This window comes from Saccharopolyspora cebuensis (genome assembly GCF_039542665.1).
Taxonomy (GTDB): Bacteria; Actinomycetota; Actinomycetes; order Mycobacteriales; family Pseudonocardiaceae; genus Saccharopolyspora; species Saccharopolyspora cebuensis.
In genome coordinates, this window is the sequence record NZ_BAABII010000020.1 from 194552 (window position 1) to 212966 (window position 18415).

Sequence of the window (18415 nt, forward strand, 5' to 3'; positions counted from 1 at the left end):
TTGACCTTGGAAGCGATCCACGACGCGATCGTCGCGTTCAACGACACGTTCTGGCTGTACCTCATCATCCCGGTGCTGGCCCTGCTGAGCCTGTACTTCACGGTCCGCTTCGGACTGGTCCAGATCCGGATGTTCCCGGAGATGGTGCGGGCCATGTTCAGCAAGCCGGAGCCCGCCGAGGACGGCGGCAAGCAGGTCTCGTCGTTCCAGGCGTTCGCGATCTCGGCCGCGGCCCGCATCGGCACCGGCAACATCGCCGGCGTGGCCACCGCCATCGCCCTCGGCGGCCCCGGCGCGGTGTTCTGGATGTGGGTGATGGCGCTGCTGGTCGGCGCGGCGAGCTTCGTCGAATCGACGCTGGCGCAGGTCTACAAGGTGCGCGACCGCGGCGGTTTCCGGGGCGGCCCGGCCTACTACATGCAGCACGGCCTGCGCGCCCGCTGGATGGGCGTGGTGTTCGCGGTGGTCATCACCGTGACCTTCGGCCTGACGTTCAACGCGGTGCAGAGCAACACCATCGTCGGCGCCGTCGTGACCTCGGTGGAGGCCACCGGGGCCGGCGCGCCGGGCTGGCTGGAGCCGGTGCTGGGCCTGCTGCTGGTCGGCCTGACCGCGCTCATCGTCTTCGGCGGGGTGCGCCGCATCGCGCGGACCGCGCAGCTGCTCGTGCCGTTCATGGCCGCGATCTACCTGATCATGGGACTGGTCGTCGTCGCGCTCAACCTCGACGCGATCCCCGGCCTGGTCGCCCAGATCATCGGCCACGCCTTCGGGTTCCAGGAGATCGCCGCGGGCGGGGTCGGCGCCGCGATCGTGCAGGGCGTGCGGCGCGGGATGTTCTCCAACGAGGCCGGGCTGGGTTCCGCGCCCAACGCCGGGGCGACCGCCGCGGTGAGCCACCCGGTCAAGCAGGGGCTGGCGCAGACCCTCGGGGTGTACGTCGACACGCTGCTGGTGTGCTCGACCACCGCGTTCATCGTGCTGCTCTCGCACCCGGTGTACGGGGAGAACCGCGGTGCGACCATGACCCAGGAGGCGCTGGAGTTCCAGTTCGGCACCTGGTCGCTGCACCTGCTGACGCTGGTGATCCTGCTGGTGGCGTTCACCTCGGTGCTCGGCAACTACTTCTACGGCGAGTCCAACGTCGGGTTCCTCACCCGGAACCGGGCGGTGCTCGGCGGCTACAAGGCGGTGGCGCTGGTGGTCACCTTCCTCGGCGCGATCGGCTCCTCGGACCTGGTGTGGAGCCTCGCCGACACCACGATGGGCGTGATGGCGCTGGTGAACCTGGCGGCGATCGCCCCGCTGAGCGGAGTGGCGCTGAAGCTGCTCCGGGACTACCAGCAGCAGCGCGCGCAGGGGCTCGACCCGGTCTTCACCCGGGACCGCATTCCGGAGCTCACCGGCGTCCAGTGCTGGGAACCCACCACCGAGGACCGCGATCGGAACGCGGTCACCTGACCGACCGGGTGATCTTCGCCCAGGTGAGGGGCACCTTCATCCGACCAAGGGGTCTTTTCAGAATGCGGCGGAGCCGCATGCGGTGGGGCACGCAGCTTGCACCGCTGAGGTTCCGCCACCCGCACCGCCACGCAAGCCATTCTGAAAGCGGTCCTACAGTAAGCCGGATGAAGGTGCCCCTCGCTCATCACCCTTCCGAGGGGTTCCGGTGGCGGGGGCGGCCGGGGACGCCCGGGCGGGTCTGCCACGGGAGCGGCCCGGCGAGCGGGCGGTACTCGACGCCCAGCGCGTCCAGCCTCGGCAGGTGGTGCTCGGCCAGCCGCCGCTCGAACTCCGCGCCGTCGCGCCCGCCCCGGCACCAGGCGACCTCGGCGAACGCGCTGAGCCGGGGGAAGACCGCGTAGTCCACCCGGCGCGGCGAGTCGAGGTGTTCGGTCCACACCTGCGCCTGGACGCCGAGCAGGCGCGGCGGGGCCAGGGCGGGTTCGTAGGCGTGCACGTCGGCCAGCGTGGTGCGGAAGCCCACCGGGACCGGCTCGTCGGGGTGGTCGGACTGCCGGTGGTCCAGGTACAGCACCTGCTCCGGGCAGAGCACCACGTCGTGCCCCTGCTCGGCGGCGCGCACCCCGGCGTGCTCGTCGCGCCACGAGGCGATGATGGTGCCCCGGGGCAGCGGCGCGGCGTCGTCGAGGACCTCGTCCCAGCCCAGCGCCCGCCGCCCGGCCGCGTGCAGGTGCTCGACGAGGCCGCGCAGGAACCGGCCGTGCGCGGCGGTCACCCCCGGGACCTCGTCACCGCCCACGCAGATCACCGGGGAGGGGAAGACCTCCAGCACGTGGTCGAACACGTTCCGGAAGAACTCCGCGGTCCCGGGCGAGGGGTCCAGCACGTGGTCGCTGACGCCCCAGGCGTCCCAGACCTCGGCCGGGTGGGTGCCCAGTTCCGGGTAGGCCGCGATCGCCGCCGCGTTGTGCCCCGGGACGTCGACCTCGGGCACCACCCGCACGTGCTGCGCGGCGGCGTGCGCGACGATCTCGCGCAGGTCCTCGGTGGTGTAGAAGCCGCCGTGCGGGCGGTCGTCGTGCTCGGGCACCGGCCCCCGGCCCACCATCGAGCGCCGCCGCCAGGCGCCGACCTCGGTGAGCCGCGGGTAGCGCGGCACCTCCAGCCGCCAGCCCTGGTCGTCGGTCAGGTGCAGGTGCAGCACGTTGAGCTTGTGCGCGGCCAGCAGGTCGATGAACCGCAGCACCTCGCGGGTGGGCAGGAAGTGCCGCGCGACGTCGAGGTGGCAGCCGCGCCACCCGAAGCGCGGCCGGTCCCGCAGCACGCCGCAGGGCAACCGCCACGGTTCCGCGCCGACCGGGGCCGCGCGGTGGGCGGCGGGGCCGAGCAGTTGCCGCAGCGTCTGGGCGGCGTGGTGGGCGGCCTCGGCGTCGCGGGCGGTGACCGCGACGCCGTCCGGGCGGATCTCGATGCGGTGGCCGTCCTCGGCGGGGTCCAGCCGGAACTCCACGTCCGGTTCGGCCGCCGGGGCCAGCGGCAGGCCGGTGGCGGCACCGATGCGGGTCCGCCACCACCGCGCCGCGCCCGGCTCACCGCCGACCGTGGTCGTCGCGTCGAGGGTGAAGGTGCCCGGCGCGGGGTGGACCTCGGCCGGGCGGGGCAGCACCGAATCCCAGCTCATCCCTTCACCGCCCCGGCGAGTCCGCTGATCAGGTGCCGCTGCACCAGCACGAAGAAGATCAGCACCGGGATGGTCATCAGCGTCGAACCGGCCATGATCGCGCCCCAATCATTTCCCTCGGGGGTGAAGAACACCAGGATCGCCATCGGCAGCGTCTGGTTCTCGGTCGCGGAGATGATGAACGTCTTGGCGAACAGGAAGTCGTTCCAGGCGTGGATGAACGACAGCACGCTGACCGCGACCAGACCTGGCGCCACCAGCGGGAACAGCACCTGCCAGACGAAGCGGGCGCGCCCCGCGCCGTCCAGCGTGGCCGCTTCGGCGAGCTCCTCCGGCACGGCGGCGACGAACCCGCGCAGCATCCAGATCGCCAGCGGCAGGCTGAACGCCAGGTGCACCAGGACCAGCGAGCCGAGCTCGTTGAGGCCGAACGCCGGGGCCACCGAGCCGACCGAGCGCATCAGGAAGAACAGCGGGATGGTCAGCGCCTCGATCGGCACCATCTGCGCGATCAGCAGCATCACCAGCAGCACGGTGCGCCCCTTGAAGCGGAAGCGGGTCAGCGCCACCGCCGCCAGGAACGACAGCAGCATCGACAGCAGCACCACGGCGCCGGCGACCAGCAGGCTGTTCACGAAGTAGCCGCCGAGTCCGTCCACCGTGAACACGCGGCGGAAGTTGTCCAGGGTCGGGGCGAACGTCCACGGTCGCGGTTCGGTGGACTGGATCTCGGCTTCCGGCTTGATCGCCGACAACGCCATCCAGTACAGGGGGAAGGCCACCACCGCGGCGATGAGCAGGGCCGCGGTGTTGGCGATGGTGCGCCGCTTCATCGGATCGCCTCGCTGTCGCGCTGCACTCGGAGGTAGACCAGGGTGATGCCGATCAGCAGCAGCGTCATCACCACGCCGATCGCCGAGCCCATGCCGTAGTCGGAACCGGCGAACGCCTCCTGGTAGGCGAAGACGTTGAGCACCAGGTTCTGCCCGGCGATGCCGCCCCCGTTGGTCATCACGTAGATCTGGGTGAAGATCTTGAAGTCCCAGATGATGGACTGGATGGTGGCCACCACGAGGATCGGCCGCAGCATCGGCAGCAGCACGCTGCGGGTGGTCCGCCAGGCCGACGCCCCGTCCAGCGCCGCCGCCTCCAGCACCTCACCGGGCACGCCCTGGATGCCCGCGTAGGTGGTCACCAGCACGAACGGGAACGAGCACCAGATGACCTCGGCGGCGACCAGCCCGAAGGCCACGTACTTGTCGTAGGTCCAGGAGAAGCCCTCCATGCCGCCGAACCCGACCCCGGTGAGCACTTCGTTGACCAGGCCGAACTCGGCGTCGAACAGGAACAGCCACACCGTCGAGCCGGCCACCGCCGGAGTCGCCCACGCCCCGAGCGCGGCCAGGAACAGCAGCAGCCGGGGCAGCGGGCCGATCCGGGTGGCCAGCACCGCCAGCCCGATCCCGACGGCCAGGCTGCCGACGACGCAGACCGCGGCGAACGCGCAGGTCTGCACCAGGATCGTCCAGAACCGCTCGTCGCCGAGCAGCGCCGCGTAGTTGCCCAGGCCCAGGAACTCCAGCGGCGCGCCACCGGAGGCCTGGGCCTGCCCGTACTCGTAGAGCGAGATCTGCACGAGCTGGTACAGCGGGTAGGCCATCATCCCGACGAGCACCAGCGCGGCGGGTCCCAGGTAGAGCAGGACGGACATCAGCGGCCCTCGAACAGGCCGTTCATCCGCTCGGCGGCGGCGCGGGTGGCCTCCTCGACCGGGGTGCCGTTGATGATCTCCTGCACCATCGTGGGCAGCACGCCCTGCGCGTCGATCTCCGACCACGCCGGGGTGGCGGGCACGAACCGCGTCCCGGCGCGCAGGGTGTCGATGAACGGTGCCGCCGCCGGGTCGGTCGCGGCGATCTCCTGCTGGACGTCGGTGAAGGTCGGGAGGTTGCCCATCGCCTCGTACATCCGGCGCTGGTATTCCTTGCCCGCCAGCAGCTTGACGAATTCCCGGGCCAGGGTGGCGCGCTCGGAGGACTTCAGCACGCCGAGCAGGTTGCCGCCGGCGAAGGCCGGTGCGATGGACCCCTCGGTCTCGCCGGGGAGCGGGACCACGGCGTACTCGCCGCCCGCCGCACCGGCGTCCACCGCGGCCCGGTTGAAGTCGCCGCCGATGGTCATCGCCGCCGCGCCGGAGGCGAAGGCCTGCACGCTCTGGCTGCCGGTGAGGTCGGCGCACTGCTCGCGGGGGCAGGCCCCGCCGGCGATCAGGTCGGCGAAGGCGGCGATGCCGCGTCGGGCCTGCGGGGTGTCCACGGCCGCGCGCCAGGTGCCGCCCTCGCGGACCGCGATCTCACCGCCCGCCGCCCACAGGAACGGCAGCATCGCGTAGTGGTACTTGCCGCCCACCGAGATGCCGTGCAGGTCGGGCCGGGCGGCGCGGATCGCGCTGGCGGTGCCGGCGAGCTCGTCGAGGGTGCGCGGTGGCTCCAGGCCGAGTTCGGCGAACACGTCGGTGCGGTAGTACAGCGCGCGAACGCCGGTGTACCAAGGCATTCCGTAGACGGCGCCGTCGAGCTTCGCGGTCTCCAGCACGGCGGGGTCCAGGTCGGCGGCGGCCGGCCACTCCTGGAGCATGCCGCTGAGGTCGGCGAGCCCGCCCGCGGCGACGTAGCCCGCCAGGTCGGTGTTGCCGAACTCGGCGACGTCGGGTGCGCTGGCCGGATCGTTGAAGGCGCCGGTGAAGCGCTCGGCCCGGGTGTCCACCGGGATGTAGCGCACGTCGACTTCGACGTCGGCGTGCGCGGCCTCGAACTCCGCGACCGCGGCGTCGACCACGTCCTGCTTGGGCTCGCGGGTGGCTTCGTCGAACAGCCAGACCCGCAGCGTGCCGGTCATCTCGTCGGCGGCGGGCGCGTCCTGCTGCACCTGCGGCGGTCCGCAGGCGGCCAGCAGCGCGCACAGCGCGACGGCGGTGATCGCTGTCCACTTCGGCATGGGGCTCCGTTCTGTCGTCGGCTCCGGACCGGGCGGGGATCCTCAGCCGTGGAAGGTCAGCGCTGCCACCGAAGGGCAGTCGTATCGGTCCGATGTGGACGTCAGCGCGCCGGTCCCCGGGTCGCGCCGCAGCCGGGTGATGGTGCCGGAGCGCTGGTTGGCCACGTACAGCGAGGTCTGCTCCGGGTCGAAGGTGAAGTGCCGGGGCCAGGACCCGCCGGTGGGCGTGCCGCCCAGCGGTTCGAGGTGGTCGTCGCGCACCGCGAACGCCGCGAGGGTGTCGTCGCCCCGGTTGGAGGCGTAGACGAAGCGGGCGTCGCGGGAGATCGCGATCTCGGCGGGGAAGTTCTCGCCGGTGGCGTCCTCGTCGCGGGTGCTGAGCACCTCGCCCGGGGTGAACCGCCCGGTGTCGACGTCGAAGTGCAGCACGGTGATCGTCGAGGCCAGTTCGGCGAGCAGGTAGGCGCGGGTCGCGTCGGGGTGGAACACGAGGTGGCGCGGTCCGGTGCCGGTCGGCAGCGCGAGGTGCTGGTGGCGGGCGAGCCGTCCGGTGCCGGGGTCGAGGCGGTAGCAGAACACCGCGTCGGCGCCGAGGTCGACGGCGATCACCCACCGGCCGCTGGGGTCCACGACGACCTGGTGGGCGTGCGGCTGCGCGCCGGGGTGCTGGACCAGGTCGGTGGATTCGCCGAGGGTGCCGTCGGCGCGGCGCCGGTGCACGACCACGGTGCCGTCGGTGTAGTTCGCGGTGAGCAGGAAGTCCCCGTCGGGGTGGACGGTCAGGTGGGTGGGACCCGCGCCCCGGGTGGACACCGAGCCCAGCACGACGGGCCGGTGCGCCGAGACGTCCACGGCGGTGACCGTCCCCGCGGGCCGCTCGTTGGTGACGTAGACGAACCGGTGGTCCGGCGACCAGGCGAAGAACGAGGCGTCCGGGACCCCGTCGACCACGCCGCCGGGGTGCAGCGCTCCACCGGGGCCGCGGTGGGCGACCTCCAGGCCGCGCCCGGCCGGGTCCGCCGAGGTGTAGCTGCCGATGAGGGTGAGCAGGCCCGGGGAGCGGCCGGACCCGGCGGCGACGCCGGTCGGCTGCGCGGCGACCGACAGGCCGACGGCGCCGAGCGCCCCGAGGAAACCTCGCCGTCGCATCGCGTTGTCTCGCACGGTTTCTCCCGTCTGTGGACGAACGGCGAACAGTGTGCACCACGACACGCGCATTGGACTAGACCAAAATGGCGGCAGTTGGTAACGAGACGTGTTGGTTCCGGATGAGTAGGGTGGCCGCATGGTCGACACCAGCTACGCGGTCTCCGGCAGCGTCGTGGTCCAGGCGAGCCCCGCCGACGTCTTCGCCGTCCTCACCGACCCCCGGCTGCACCCGGTCATCGACGGTTCCGGCACGGTGCGGGGGCAGATCGTCGGACCGGAGCGGCTCCAGCGGGGCTCCCGCTTCGGGATGCGGATGAAGCTGGGCGTGGGATACCGGATCAGCAACTCCGTCGTGGAGTACGAGCAGGACCGGCTCGTCGCGTGGAAGCACTTCGCCCCGCACCGCTGGCGCTACGAGCTCGTCGAGCGCGACGGGGGCACCGAGGTCACCGAGACCTTCGACTACTCCCGCTTCCCGCTGCCCGGGGTCTTCGCCAGGACCGGCATCCCGGAGCGCAACCGGCGCAGCATCGACGCCACGCTGCGGCGGCTCAAGTCCTACGTCGAGAACGGTCCCGCCGACTGATCGGACGCGTCGCACCGCCACGCGAGTTCGGCGGTGGGTGCGGCAGGAGGTGCGCACCGGCTCGATCCGTCGTCCTCGGCGACCGCGCTGCGCGGGCGCTACCGGCGACTCCCCGCGGACTCCGGTCGGACCGCGGTGGACCCGGCGGCGGGCGCGCTCGTCACCGAGCGGTGCGCGCGACGTCCTCGCCGTGCTGGCGGCGGCGCCTCCTCCTTCGCCGACGTGTCCCGGCTCCGGCCGGGAGTGCGTCAGTAGACCGGGCCGGTGTACTTCTCGCCCGGGCCCTGCCCCGGCGCGTCCGGCACGGCGGAGGACTCCCGGAAGGCGCGCTGGAGGGACTGCAACCCCTCGCGCAGCGGGCCCGCGTGCGGTCCCAGGTACTCCACGGAGGAGGTGACCAGCCCGGCCAGCGCGGTGATCAGGCGCCGGGCCTCGTCCAGGTCGCGGTCCGCCGCCGAGTCGGGGTCGTCCTCGGCCAGCCCCAGCTTCTCCGCGGCGGCCGACATGAGCATCACCGCCGAGCGGCTGATCACCTCGACGGCGGGAACATCGGCGAGCTCGCGGACGTTGTGAGGTGCGTCCGCGTCGTGGGCTCGCACACCGGTCGGGTCGTTCGGCGGCGGGGTTGGTTGTGCTCCGGTCACGGCTGGTACCCTGTCATGAGCGACCAGCCCCCGCTCCGCCGGGGGCGGCAAAGTGGAGTCCCGCTCCCACCCGAGTGGCCGCCTCAGGCTTCCGGGTCCCGGTCCACCGACGGTGCAGCCGTCGTTGGCAACGAACGGTATCGCGCGATACCGGTTCGATCGGTTTGGAGTTAGGGCCCCGCGTTCCGGCACGGCCGGGAGCGGGGCCGCTGTGCTTCAGGGGCGAGCTCTACGCGCCGCGGTGCAGTAGTGCAAGCCATCGAACCGAGGAGGGCCCATCAGCTCCGAGACGCGCATCAATGACCGCATCCGGGTTCCGGAGGTCCGCTTGGTCGGACCCAACGGCGAGCAGGTCGGCATCGTCCGCATCGAGGACGCGCTGCGACTTGCCCAGGAAGCGGATCTGGACCTTGTCGAGGTCGCCCCGCAGGCGCGCCCGCCGGTCTGCAAGCTCATGGACTACGGCAAGTTCAAGTACGAGAGTGCGCAGAAGGCACGCGAATCGCGCCGCAACCAGCAGCAGACCGTCATCAAGGAGCAGAAGCTCCGGCCGAAGATCGACCCGCACGACTACGAGACGAAGAAGGGCCACGTGTCCCGCTTCCTCGGCCAGGGTCACAAGGTCAAGGTGACGATCATGTTCCGCGGTCGTGAGCAGTCGCGTCCCGAGTTGGGCTTCCGCCTGTTGCAGCGACTGGCCGATGACGTGGCCGAACTGGGCTTCATCGAAGCCAACCCCAAGCAGGACGGCCGAAACATGATCATGGTCCTTGCGCCGCACAAGACGAACAAGACGAAGCCCAAGGCGAACGCGTAAGCCGGCATCGGCGTCGCTACCGGCGGCAGCGCGCGAGGGCGCACGTGAAGCCGGGCGGGAACGCACCCGTGCACCCGCCCGGCATCTGTACGGAAACGAGGACGAGGAAGATGCCGAAGAACAAGACCCACAAGGGCACGTCCAAGCGGTTCCGGGTCACCGGCTCGGGCAAGCTGCGGCGCGAGCAGGCCGGTCGCCGGCACATCCTGGAGAAGAAGTCCAGCCGCGTCACCCGTCGGCTCGAGGGCACCGAAGAGGTCGCCAAGGCCGACGTCAAGCGGATCAACAAGCTGCTGGGTCGCTGATCCCGCGCCGCTGCGGCGGCGCACCGACTTCCAGCCTTCCAGCCAGGGCGGTCCTCCCGCCCCCGATGAGATACACAGGACGGACCAGTGGCACGCGTCAAGCGGGCGGTCAACGCCCAGAAGAAGCGCCGCGCAGTTCTCGAGTCGGCCCGCGGCTACCGCGGTCAGCGCTCGCGGCTGTACCGCAAGGCCAAGGAGCAGATGCTCCACTCGATGACCTACTCCTACCGCGACCGGCGCGCCCGCAAGGGTGACTTCCGGAAGCTGTGGATCACCCGCATCAACGCCGGCGCGCGGCAGCACGGCATGAGCTACAACCGGTTCATGAACGGCCTGAAGAACGCCGGTGTCGAGGTCGACCGCAAGATCCTGGCCGAGCTCGCGGTCAACGACCCCGCGGGCTTCGCCGGACTGGTCGAGGTCTCCAAGCAGAACCAGCAGGAAGGTGCCGCCTGATCACCGAGGGCACCTCGTCACGACCCGGGACGACACCGCTGACCGAGCGATCGTCCCGGGTCGTCGTCGCTCGCAAGCTGACCCGCCGCGCCGGCCGGGAGAAGGCCGGTGCCTTCCTGGTCGAGGGGGCGCAGGCGGTCGGTGAGGCGCTGGCGGCGCACGGCACCGGAGCGCTGCGGGTCCGCGAGCTGTTCCACACCGGTGCGGACCGCCAGGCCGAGTTCGCCGCGGCGGCCCGGTCCGGTGGGGTGCCGGTGCACCAGGTCACCGAGCGCGCCGCGGCATCGCTGTCCGAGACGGTGACGCCGCAGGGGCTGGTCGCGGTCTGCGACCTGCCCGCGACCTCGGTGGCCGACGCGCTGGCGGCGCGCCCGCGCCTGGTCGCGGTCCTGGTCGGGATCTCCGATCCGGGCAACGCGGGCACCGTGGTCCGGGTCTCCGACGCCGCCGGTGCCGGGGCGGTGCTGTTCGCCGGGGATGCCGTGGACGCCTACGGCGGCAAGGCGGTGCGCGCCTCCACCGGCAGCCTGTTCCACCTGCCGATCGCCCGGGACCGGTCCGCCGGTGCGGTGCTCGACGCCTGCCGGGAGGCCGGGCTGCGGCTGGTCGGCGCCGACGGCCGCGCCCCCGCCGACCTCGACGCCGCCGCCGATGACGGCAGCCTCGCCCGCCCGACGGCGTGGGTGTTCGGCAGCGAGGCCCACGGCCTGCCCGAGGAGGTCGCGTCCCGGCTGGACACGACGCTGCGGGTGCCGCTGCACGGGCGGGCGGAGAGCCTCAACCTGGCCACCGCCGCCGCCGTCTGCCTCTACGCCTCGGCCCGCGCCCAGCGCCGCTGAACACGCCGCCGCCGGAGGCAGGCGGAGAGGCACCCGAAATCGTTTCCGCCGGTCTCGTAGACTCGAAGGGCTAGCGGCGGATACGTCCGCATCGGATCACACGGGAGTCACGCACTAACGATGTCTGGAGCAAACGACCCGTACGACCCGAAAGAGGTCGCCGCGCTGTCGCAGGAAACGCTGGACCGCGCGGTGGTCGAGGCCCGGGAGTCCTTCGGGGGGGCGGTCGACCTCGACGCCCTGGCGGAGGTCAAGCCGGCGCACCTCGGGGACCGGTCCCCGCTGCTGACGGCTCGCCGCGAGATCGGCGCGCTGCCGCCGAAGGCGCGTTCCGAGGCGGGCAAGCGGGTCAACCAGGCCCGCGAGGCCATCCAGGGCGCGTTCGACGAGCGCCGCGCCGCGTTGCAGGCCGAGCGCGACGAGCGGGTGCTGCGCGAGGAGTCGGTCGACGTCACGCTGCCCTGGGACCGCGTGCCGGACGGGGCCCGCCACCCGCTGACCCAGGTCATCGAGCAGGTCGAGGACACCTTCGTGTCGATGGGCTGGGAGGTCGCCGAGGGCCCCGAGCTGGAGGCCGAGTGGTTCAACTTCGACGCGTTGAACTTCGGCAAGGACCACCCGGCGCGGACCATGCAGGACACCTTCTACGTGGCGCCCGAGGACTCCGGGCTGGTGCTGCGCACCCACACCTCGCCGTCGCAGGTCCGCGCGCTGCTGGAGCGCGAGCTGCCGGTGTACGTGGTGTGCCCCGGCCGGACCTTCCGCACCGACGAGCTGGACTCCACGCACACCCCGGTGTTCACCCAGGTCGAGGGCCTCGCGGTGGACGAGGGCCTGACGATGGCCCACCTCAAGGGCACCCTGGACGCCTTCGCCCGGGCGATGTTCGGCGCCGACTCCCGCACCCGGCTGCGGCCGTCGTTCTTCCCGTTCACCGAGCCCTCCGCCGAGATGGACGTGTGGTTCCCGGAGAAGAAGGGCGGGCCCGGCTGGGTCGAATGGGGCGGCTGCGGCATGGTCAACCCGAACGTGCTGCGCGCCTGCGGGGTGGACCCCGAGGTCCACACCGGTTTCGCCTTCGGCATGGGCCTGGAGCGCACCCTCCAGTTCCGCAACGGCATCCCGGACATGCGCGACATGGTGGAGGGCGACGTCCGGTTCACCAGGCCGTTCGGCAGCGCGTTCTAGCGCCGAGCTCCCACCCACCACCCACTGAACGAGAAAGGGCCTGACCAAGTGCGGATTCCGGTTTCCTGGCTGGCCGAGCACCTCGAGCTGCCGGAGGGGACGACCGCGGAAACGTTGGCCGACGCGTTCGTCCGGATCGGGCTGGAGGTCGAGGAGGTCGTCCCGCTGACGCAGGTGCGCGGCCCGCTCGTGGCCGGTCGCGTCGCCGAGATCGAGGAGCTCACCGAGTTCAAGAAGCCGATCCGGTACTGCCAGGTCGAGGTCGGCGAGGCCGAGGACGGCGGGCCCCGGACGCAGAGCGTCATCTGCGGGGCGCGCAACTTCCGCGAGGGCGACCTGGTCGTGGTGGCCCTGCCCGGGACCGTGCTCCCCGGTGATTTCGAGATCACCGCGCGCAAGACCTACGGCAAGCTCAGCGAGGGCATGATCTGCTCGGCCGCCGAGCTGGGCCTCGGCGAGGACCACGACGGCATCCTGGTGCTGCCGCCCGGATCCGCCTCGCCCGGGGACGACGTCGTCGAGCTCGTCGGGCTGGACGACACGGTCATCGAGCTGGCCATCACCCCGGACCGGGGCTACTGCTTCTCGGTGCGCGGACTGGCCCGCGAGCTGTCCAACGCGTTGGAGGTCCCGTTCGGCGATCCGGGCGTGCGCCCGGTGCCGCCGGAGGAGCGCGAGTGCAAGCCCGTCGAGGTGCGCGATCCGGCGCGGTGCTCGCGCTTCGTGCTGCGCCGGGTGACCGGGGTGGACCCGACCTCGCCGACCCCGTGGTGGATGCGCCGCCGCCTGGCGCTGGCCGGGATCCGGTCGCTGTCGCTGGCGGTGGACGTCACCAACTACGTGATGCTGGAGCTCGGGCAGCCGCTGCACGCCTTCGACGCGACCACGCTCTCCGGTGATCTCGTGGTCCGCAACGCCGAGCCCGGCGAGAAGCTGACCACGCTGGACGGCGTGGACCGCGCGCTGGACCCGGACGACATCGTGATCGCCGACGAGACCGGCCCGGTGTCCCTGGCGGGCGTGATGGGCGGTGCCAGCACCGAGATCGGCACCGAGACCCACGACGTCCTGCTGGAGGCGGCGAACTGGGACCCGGCGGCCATCGCCCGCGGCATCCGCAGGCACAAGCTGCCCAGCGAGGCGGGCAAGCGGTTCGAGCGCACCGTCGACCCGGCGGTCGCCGCGGTGGCCGCCGAGCTGGCCGCCCAGTTCCTGGTGCGCTACGGCGACGGCACCATCGCCCCGGGCCGCACCGACGTCGGCGAACCGGCGGCGCCCGCCCCGGTGACCATGCCGCTGGCGCTGCCGGACCGCATCGCCGGGGTGTCCTACGAGCGCGGGGTCACCGCCCGCCGGCTCACCCAGATCGGCTGCAAGCTGGAGGTCAGCACGTCCGACCAGGGCGTCGGCCTGGTCACCGCGACCCCGCCGACCTGGCGGCCGGACCTCGTCCAGCCCGCCGACCTCGTCGAGGAGGTGCTGCGGCTGGAGGGCTACCACACCATCCCGTCGGTGCTGCCGCCCGCGCCGGCCGGTCGCGGTCTCACCCCGGCGCAGCGCCGCAAGCGCTCGGTGTCGCGGGCGCTGGCCGGGGCCGGGTACGTCGAGGTGCTGCCCTTCCCGTTCACCGGTGCCGCCGAGCTCGACGCGCTCGGGCTGCCCGCCGACGACCCGCGGCGGCGGACCCGCTCCGTGCTCAACGCGCTGGAGAGCGACCGGTCGCTGCTGAGCACCACGCTGCTCACCGGCCTGCTGGACGCGGTGCAGCGCAACGTCTCCCGCGGCCAGCGGGACCTCGCCCTGTTCCACATCGGCCAGGTCGTGCGGCCCGCCGCCGAGCAGCCCGAGGTGCCCGCGGTGGGCGTCGCGCAGCGGCCGTCCGGCGAGCAGCTCGCCGCGCTGCACGCCGCGGTCCCCGCGCAGCCGCTGCACGTCGCGGCGGTGCTGGTGGGGCAGCGGGAGAACACCGGCTGGTGGGGCTCGGGCCGGGCGGCGAACTGGGCCGACGCGGTGCAGGGCGCGCGGACCGTCGCCGCGGCGTCGGGGGTCGAGCTGACCGCCTCCGCCGCGGACCGCGCGCCGTGGCACCCGGGCCGCTGCGCCGCGCTCGCCGTCGACGGCGTCGTGGTGGGCCACGCCGGTGAGCTGCACCCGAAGGTCGTCGAGGCGCTCGGGCTGCCCAAGCGCACCTGCGCGATGGAGCTCGACCTCGACGCGCTGCCGCTGACCGATGACCGCCCGGCACCGCGGCTGTCCGCCTACCCGCCGGTCCTGGTGGACGTGGCGCTGGTGGTCGACGAGCAGGTGCCCGCGGCCGAGCTCGTCGAGGCCGTCCGGGATGGCGGTGGTGCGCTGCTGGAGGACGTCCGGCTGTTCGACGTCTACGCCGGGGAGCAGCTCGGCGAGGGCAAGAAGTCGCTGGCCCTGGCGCTGCGCTTCCGCGCCGAGGACCGCACGCTCAAGCAGGAGGAGGCCACCGCGGCCCGCGACGCGGCGGTGGCCACCGCCGCCGAGCGCCTCGGCGCCGTGCTGCGCGGCTGAGGTCCGGCTCGCGGGCCCCGACCGGCAGTGCCGGCCGGGGCCCGCCGCCGTTGGGCCGAACGGCTCATCACGGCCGGGCGACGCTGGCACCATGATCGGGTGGTGCGCGGCGGAGGGGACCGGAGCCTGCAGGAGATCGTGCGGCGGCGGCAGGGCGGCGACTTCGTCGGTCGGGAGCGGCACTGCGCGGACTTCCGGGCCAACCTGGCCCGCCCGCCGCAGGATCCGAAGCGCGCGTTCGTGCTGGCGCTGCACGGCCAGGCGGGTGTCGGCAAGACGTTCCTGCTGCGCCGGTGGCGCCAGATCGCGGTGGACTCCGGCACGTTGGTGGCCGAGCTCGACGGTTCCGAGCCCAACCTGGTCTCGGCGCTCTCGACGATCGCGGTGCAGTTCGCCGGGCAGGGCGGGCGGACGCCGGCGTTCGCCCAGCGGCTCGCCGAGTACGAGCAGCGGCAGGACGAGGTGCTCGCGGACCCGGAGGCCCCGCAGGCGGCGCGCGAGTTCCTCGTCGCGTCGGCGGTCCGGATGGGGCTGAGCGCGGTGCGCGCCGCAGCCCCCGGCGCGGCGCTGCTGGTCGACGCGGTGGAGCCGGAACAGGTGCGCGGGTGGCTGGAGCGCTCCCGCGCCTTCTTCGCCGCCAAGTTCCGCGACCACGCCGACGTGCGGTTGTTGATGTCGCCGGTGGACGAGCTGACCCCGCACCTGGTGGCGGACCTGCGGCGGCTGGCGCAGCACCGGGATCTGGTGCTGCTCTTCGACGACTTCGAGCGCACCGCCCCACTGGTCGAACCGTGGCTGCTTCGGCTGCTGCGCGGCCACCACGGCGAGCTGCCGAGCGAGGTGGTGTTCGGCATCGCGGGCCAGCACCCGCTGGACGTCAACCGCTGGGGCGAGTACGCCTCGATCGCGGTGCAGTGGCGGGTGGACCGATTTTCGCCGGAGGAGGCGCGAGCCCTGCTCCGGCGCAAGGGCGTGGACGATCCGGCCTTCGCCGCGGGTGTGCTGGAGGTCTCCGGCGGCTTGCCGTTGCTGGTGGCGGCGATGGCCGACAGCGGTCCGGCCACCGCCGAGGAGCTCCAAGACCCGACCGGTACCGCGGTGGAGCGCTTCCTGAAGTGGGAGTCCGAACGGGGCCGGGACGACGCGCTGGTGGCAGCGCTGCCGCGGGTGGTGGACGAGGACGTGCTGGCCGCGCTGGTCGGCTCGCAGCGGGTGCCGGAGCTGTTCCCGTGGTTGCGGGACCGGCCGTTCGTCCGGCAGGACCGGGGTCGGCTGCACTACAGCGAGGTGGTGCGGGCGACCATGGTGCGCCACGAGCGCGGTCGGTCGCCGAGCCGGTTCGTCCGCTGCCACCGGGCGTTGGCCGGGCACTACGGGCACCGGCTCGCCGCGCTGGGCCTCGCCGGCGAGCTGGTCTGGGAGGACCCGGAGGCGCGCGGCCTGCTGGTCGAGGAGACCTACCACCGGCTGTGCGCCGACCCGCGCGGGGAACTGCCGACCGCACTCGCCCGCTGCGTCGAGATCGCCGAGCGGGTGCCGCGCGAGCTCGCCGCCTGGGCGAGGGCGTTCGCCGAGGCCGGTCGGGACGCGGGCGCCCCGCACCTGGCCGAGCGCGCCGAGGACCTGCGCGCGCGGGACCCCGCGAGGTTGCGCGAACACCTGGGAACCGCCGCGAGCGGTTCGCGCGCGGTCGCGGTGCCCTCGGTGTCGTCCTCCGTCGGGGATGTGATCGTCGGAGGTGGTCCGGTCCCGCGGCCCGATCGCGGCGCGGAGCCGGATGAGGTGGCCGCGCCGGACCGCTACCTCGTCGAGGCGGACGAGGAGCTCTGGCTCGGGGAATCGGCGCCGCGGGTGCTGGGCGAGTGACGTCCCCGGGCGCTCCTCAGCGGTCGGCCCACTCCGCGCGGGTGATGCCCATCAGCACCAGGTAGCGCGCCCGGACGTGCGGCTCGTGCTGCTCCTCGCGGAACCCGATCTTGCGGTGCAGGCGCAGCGAGGGGACGTTGTGGCCGTAGATGCCGACCTCGCACTTGAGGTAGCGGCGGTGCTCGAACATGTACCGCAGCAGGATGCCGATGGCGTCGCAGGCGTAGCCGTGGCGCTGGAACTCCGGGCCGACGCCGATGCCGTAGCTGAACCGCCCGGCTCCGGGTTCGGTCTGGGTGGTGCACATGGAGCCGACGAGCCGGCCGCCGGCGAGCGTCTCGATGCCGAGCTGGAAGTCGTCGGCGCAGCGCCGGTGGTTCGCCCGGTGCGCGGCCCAGTGGCGGTAGCCCTCGACCAGGCCGGGGTCGCCTTCGCGGTCGAAGCGCATCAGGGTGCGCCGGTCGTCCGATTCGATGACGCGGAGCCGGACCGCGCGGCCCACCCAGCACGGTTGCGGGCGCAGCGCGATCCGCGTTCCGTCCGGGTGATCTCGATCCGGGCCCGGCGGAGCACCCACGAAGGCCGACGTCGGGCGTTCCGGGATCATCGTCATCGACCATGATGATGCCCGTGTTGTTCTTGTCCGTCTGCATCGGGTGGGGTGTTGTTCGCCGCATCCGCGCGAGATGCTACGGATGCCGAATCCCGGTTGCTCCGTTCGGACCGACCGCGGCGGCCGGTTCCCCCGGGCGGTGGCTCATACCTCATTGATTGAACTTGCATGGCCATGCATAATTATCCGCATGACGGTGCGAGTGGCGGTTGCCGGAGCGAGCGGCTACGCGGGCGGGGAACTGCTCCGCCTGCTGCTGGCCCACCCGGAGGTCGAGATCGGTGCGCTGACGGCGGGCGGCAACGCCGGGACCCCGCTCGGGCAGCACCACCCGAACCTGCTGCCGCTGGCCGACCGGGTCCTGACCGACACCGGCCCCGCCGAACTGGCCGGGCACGACGTGGTCTTCCTCGCGCTGCCGCACGGCCACTCCGCCGCGATCGCGGCGGCCCTCGACGAGCGGACCGTCGTCGTCGACTGCGGCGCCGACCACCGGCTCAACGACCCGTCCGCCTGGACCCGCTGGTACGGCGGCGAGCACCCCGGCACCTGGCCCTACGGGATCCCCGAGCTGCCCGGCGCGCGGGAGCGGCTGCGCGGCAGCACCCGGATCGCCGTGCCCGGCTGCTTCCCCACGGTCTCCTCCCTGGCGCTGGCGCCCGCGCTGGCCGCCGGGCTGGTCGAACCGGACGCCGTCGTCGTCGCGGTCACCGGCACCTCCGGGGCGGGTCGCGCGCTCAAGCCGCACCTGCTGTCCGCCGAGGTGATGGGCTCGGCCGCGGTCTACGGCGTCGGCGGCGCGCACCGGCACACCCCGGAACTGGTGCAGAACCTCAGCGCCGCGGCGGGCACCCCGGTCAAGGTCTCGTTCACCCCGGTGCTCGCCCCGATGTCGCGCGGCATCCTCGCCACCTGCAGCGCCCCGCTCGCCGACGTCGTGGACACCGGTGCGGCGCGCCGGGCCTACCTCGACGCCTACGGCGACGAGCCGTTCGTTCGGGTGCTGCCGGAGGGGCAGTGGCCGCAGACCTCGGCGACCTTGGGCGCCAACACCGTCCACCTGCAGCTCGTGGTGGACCCCGACGCCGGGCGGCTGGTCGTGGTCGGCGCCGAGGACAACCTCACCAAGGGAACCGCGGGCGGTGCCGTGCAGTGCATGAACCTCGCCCTCGGCCTGCCCGAGACCACCGGTCTGCCCACCGCGGGAGTGGCGCCGTGACCGTTCGTCCGCAGCGGGAACGCCGCTGAGGTTCCGCCACCCGCACCGCG

General features: G+C 72.9%; 17 protein-coding genes. 10 read left to right on the top strand and 7 right to left on the bottom strand.

Going from position 1 to position 18415, the window contains the following annotated elements; genetic code table 11:
• The first annotated feature begins 6 nt into the window (after positions 1–6).
• The gene (locus tag ABD976_RS27560; protein WP_345368004.1) at positions 7–1461 is read left to right on the top strand and encodes an alanine/glycine:cation symporter family protein; all 1455 of its coding nucleotides are present in this window, start codon (positions 7–9) and stop codon (positions 1459–1461) included.
• A gap of 187 nt (positions 1462–1648) precedes the next feature.
• Here the strand turns inward: ABD976_RS27560 and ABD976_RS27565 are convergent, their stop codons facing one another.
• From ABD976_RS27565 to ABD976_RS27585, 5 genes are read right to left on the bottom strand one after another with little or no spacing between them, the layout of a single operon-like run.
• Positions 1649–3145 (bottom strand): beta-N-acetylhexosaminidase, encoded by a 1497-nt coding sequence (locus tag ABD976_RS27565; protein WP_345368005.1) that lies wholly within the window; start codon positions 3143–3145, stop codon positions 1649–1651.
• Positions 3142–3978: a carbohydrate ABC transporter permease gene (locus ABD976_RS27570; protein WP_345368006.1), complete on the bottom strand. Its 837-nt coding sequence runs from the start codon at positions 3976–3978 to the stop codon at positions 3142–3144. Before ABD976_RS27570 ends, ABD976_RS27565 begins: the two co-directional genes overlap by 4 nt.
• Positions 3975–4856, bottom strand: a complete 882-nt coding sequence (locus tag ABD976_RS27575) for a carbohydrate ABC transporter permease (protein ID WP_345368007.1) — start codon at positions 4854–4856, stop codon at positions 3975–3977. Before ABD976_RS27575 ends, ABD976_RS27570 begins: the two co-directional genes overlap by 4 nt.
• Positions 4856–6142: an extracellular solute-binding protein gene (locus tag ABD976_RS27580; protein WP_345368008.1), complete on the bottom strand. Its 1287-nt coding sequence runs from the start codon at positions 6140–6142 to the stop codon at positions 4856–4858. The genes ABD976_RS27575 and ABD976_RS27580 overlap by 1 nt, the downstream gene beginning before the upstream one ends.
• 42 nt (positions 6143–6184) lie before the next feature.
• Positions 6185–7306, bottom strand: coding sequence for a lactonase family protein (locus ABD976_RS27585; RefSeq protein ID WP_345368009.1), 1122 nt, complete (start codon positions 7304–7306; stop codon positions 6185–6187).
• 121 nt (positions 7307–7427) lie between these two features.
• Between ABD976_RS27585 and ABD976_RS27590 the strand changes: the two genes are divergently transcribed.
• Positions 7428–7877, top strand: a complete 450-nt coding sequence (locus tag ABD976_RS27590) for an SRPBCC family protein (RefSeq protein ID WP_345368010.1) — start codon at positions 7428–7430, stop codon at positions 7875–7877.
• Positions 7878–8125: 248 nt separating this feature from the next.
• Here ABD976_RS27590 and ABD976_RS27595 read toward each other — a convergent pair whose 3' ends face one another.
• Positions 8126–8476: a DUF1844 domain-containing protein gene (locus ABD976_RS27595; protein ID WP_345368037.1), complete on the bottom strand. Its 351-nt coding sequence runs from the start codon at positions 8474–8476 to the stop codon at positions 8126–8128.
• A 322-nt stretch (positions 8477–8798) separates the two neighbouring features.
• On the opposite strand from ABD976_RS27595, the gene infC reads away from it, so the two are divergent.
• The 7 genes from infC to ABD976_RS27630 all read left to right on the top strand — a co-directional run bounded on the left by infC (position 8799) and on the right by ABD976_RS27630 (position 16533).
• Positions 8799–9338: a translation initiation factor IF-3 gene (gene infC, locus ABD976_RS27600; protein WP_345368038.1), complete on the top strand. Its 540-nt coding sequence runs from the start codon at positions 8799–8801 to the stop codon at positions 9336–9338.
• A 110-nt stretch (positions 9339–9448) separates the two neighbouring features.
• Positions 9449–9643: a 50S ribosomal protein L35 gene (gene rpmI, locus ABD976_RS27605; protein WP_150070635.1), complete on the top strand. Its 195-nt coding sequence runs from the start codon at positions 9449–9451 to the stop codon at positions 9641–9643.
• An 87-nt stretch (positions 9644–9730) separates the two neighbouring features.
• Positions 9731–10099 carry a 50S ribosomal protein L20 gene (gene rplT / locus ABD976_RS27610; RefSeq protein WP_345368011.1) on the top strand — a complete coding sequence of 123 codons (369 nt, stop codon included), beginning with the start codon at positions 9731–9733 and terminating at the stop codon, positions 10097–10099.
• Positions 10099–10938, top strand: a complete 840-nt coding sequence (locus ABD976_RS27615) for a TrmH family RNA methyltransferase (RefSeq protein WP_425570128.1) — start codon at positions 10099–10101, stop codon at positions 10936–10938. Before rplT ends, ABD976_RS27615 begins: the two co-directional genes overlap by 1 nt.
• Positions 10939–11058: 120 nt before the next feature.
• Positions 11059–12126: a phenylalanine--tRNA ligase subunit alpha gene (pheS, locus tag ABD976_RS27620; protein WP_345368012.1), complete on the top strand. Its 1068-nt coding sequence runs from the start codon at positions 11059–11061 to the stop codon at positions 12124–12126.
• A gap of 48 nt (positions 12127–12174) precedes the next feature.
• Positions 12175–14667 carry a phenylalanine--tRNA ligase subunit beta gene (pheT, locus tag ABD976_RS27625; protein WP_345368013.1) on the top strand — a complete coding sequence of 831 codons (2493 nt, stop codon included), beginning with the start codon at positions 12175–12177 and terminating at the stop codon, positions 14665–14667.
• A gap of 99 nt (positions 14668–14766) precedes the next feature.
• Complete coding sequence (locus ABD976_RS27630) at positions 14767–16533, top strand: ATP-binding protein (RefSeq protein ID WP_345368014.1); 1767 nt, start codon at positions 14767–14769, stop codon at positions 16531–16533.
• 16 nt (positions 16534–16549) lie between these two features.
• On the opposite strand, the gene ABD976_RS27635 is transcribed toward ABD976_RS27630, so the two are convergent.
• The gene (locus ABD976_RS27635) at positions 16550–17146 is read right to left on the bottom strand and encodes a GNAT family N-acetyltransferase (protein ID WP_345368015.1); all 597 of its coding nucleotides are present in this window, start codon (positions 17144–17146) and stop codon (positions 16550–16552) included.
• Between the two features lie 190 nt (positions 17147–17336).
• Here ABD976_RS27635 and argC point away from each other — a divergent pair, with 190 nt between their 5' ends.
• Positions 17337–18365: an N-acetyl-gamma-glutamyl-phosphate reductase gene (gene argC / locus ABD976_RS27640; protein ID WP_345368016.1), complete on the top strand. Its 1029-nt coding sequence runs from the start codon at positions 17337–17339 to the stop codon at positions 18363–18365.
• The last annotated feature ends 50 nt before the right edge of the window (positions 18366–18415 follow it).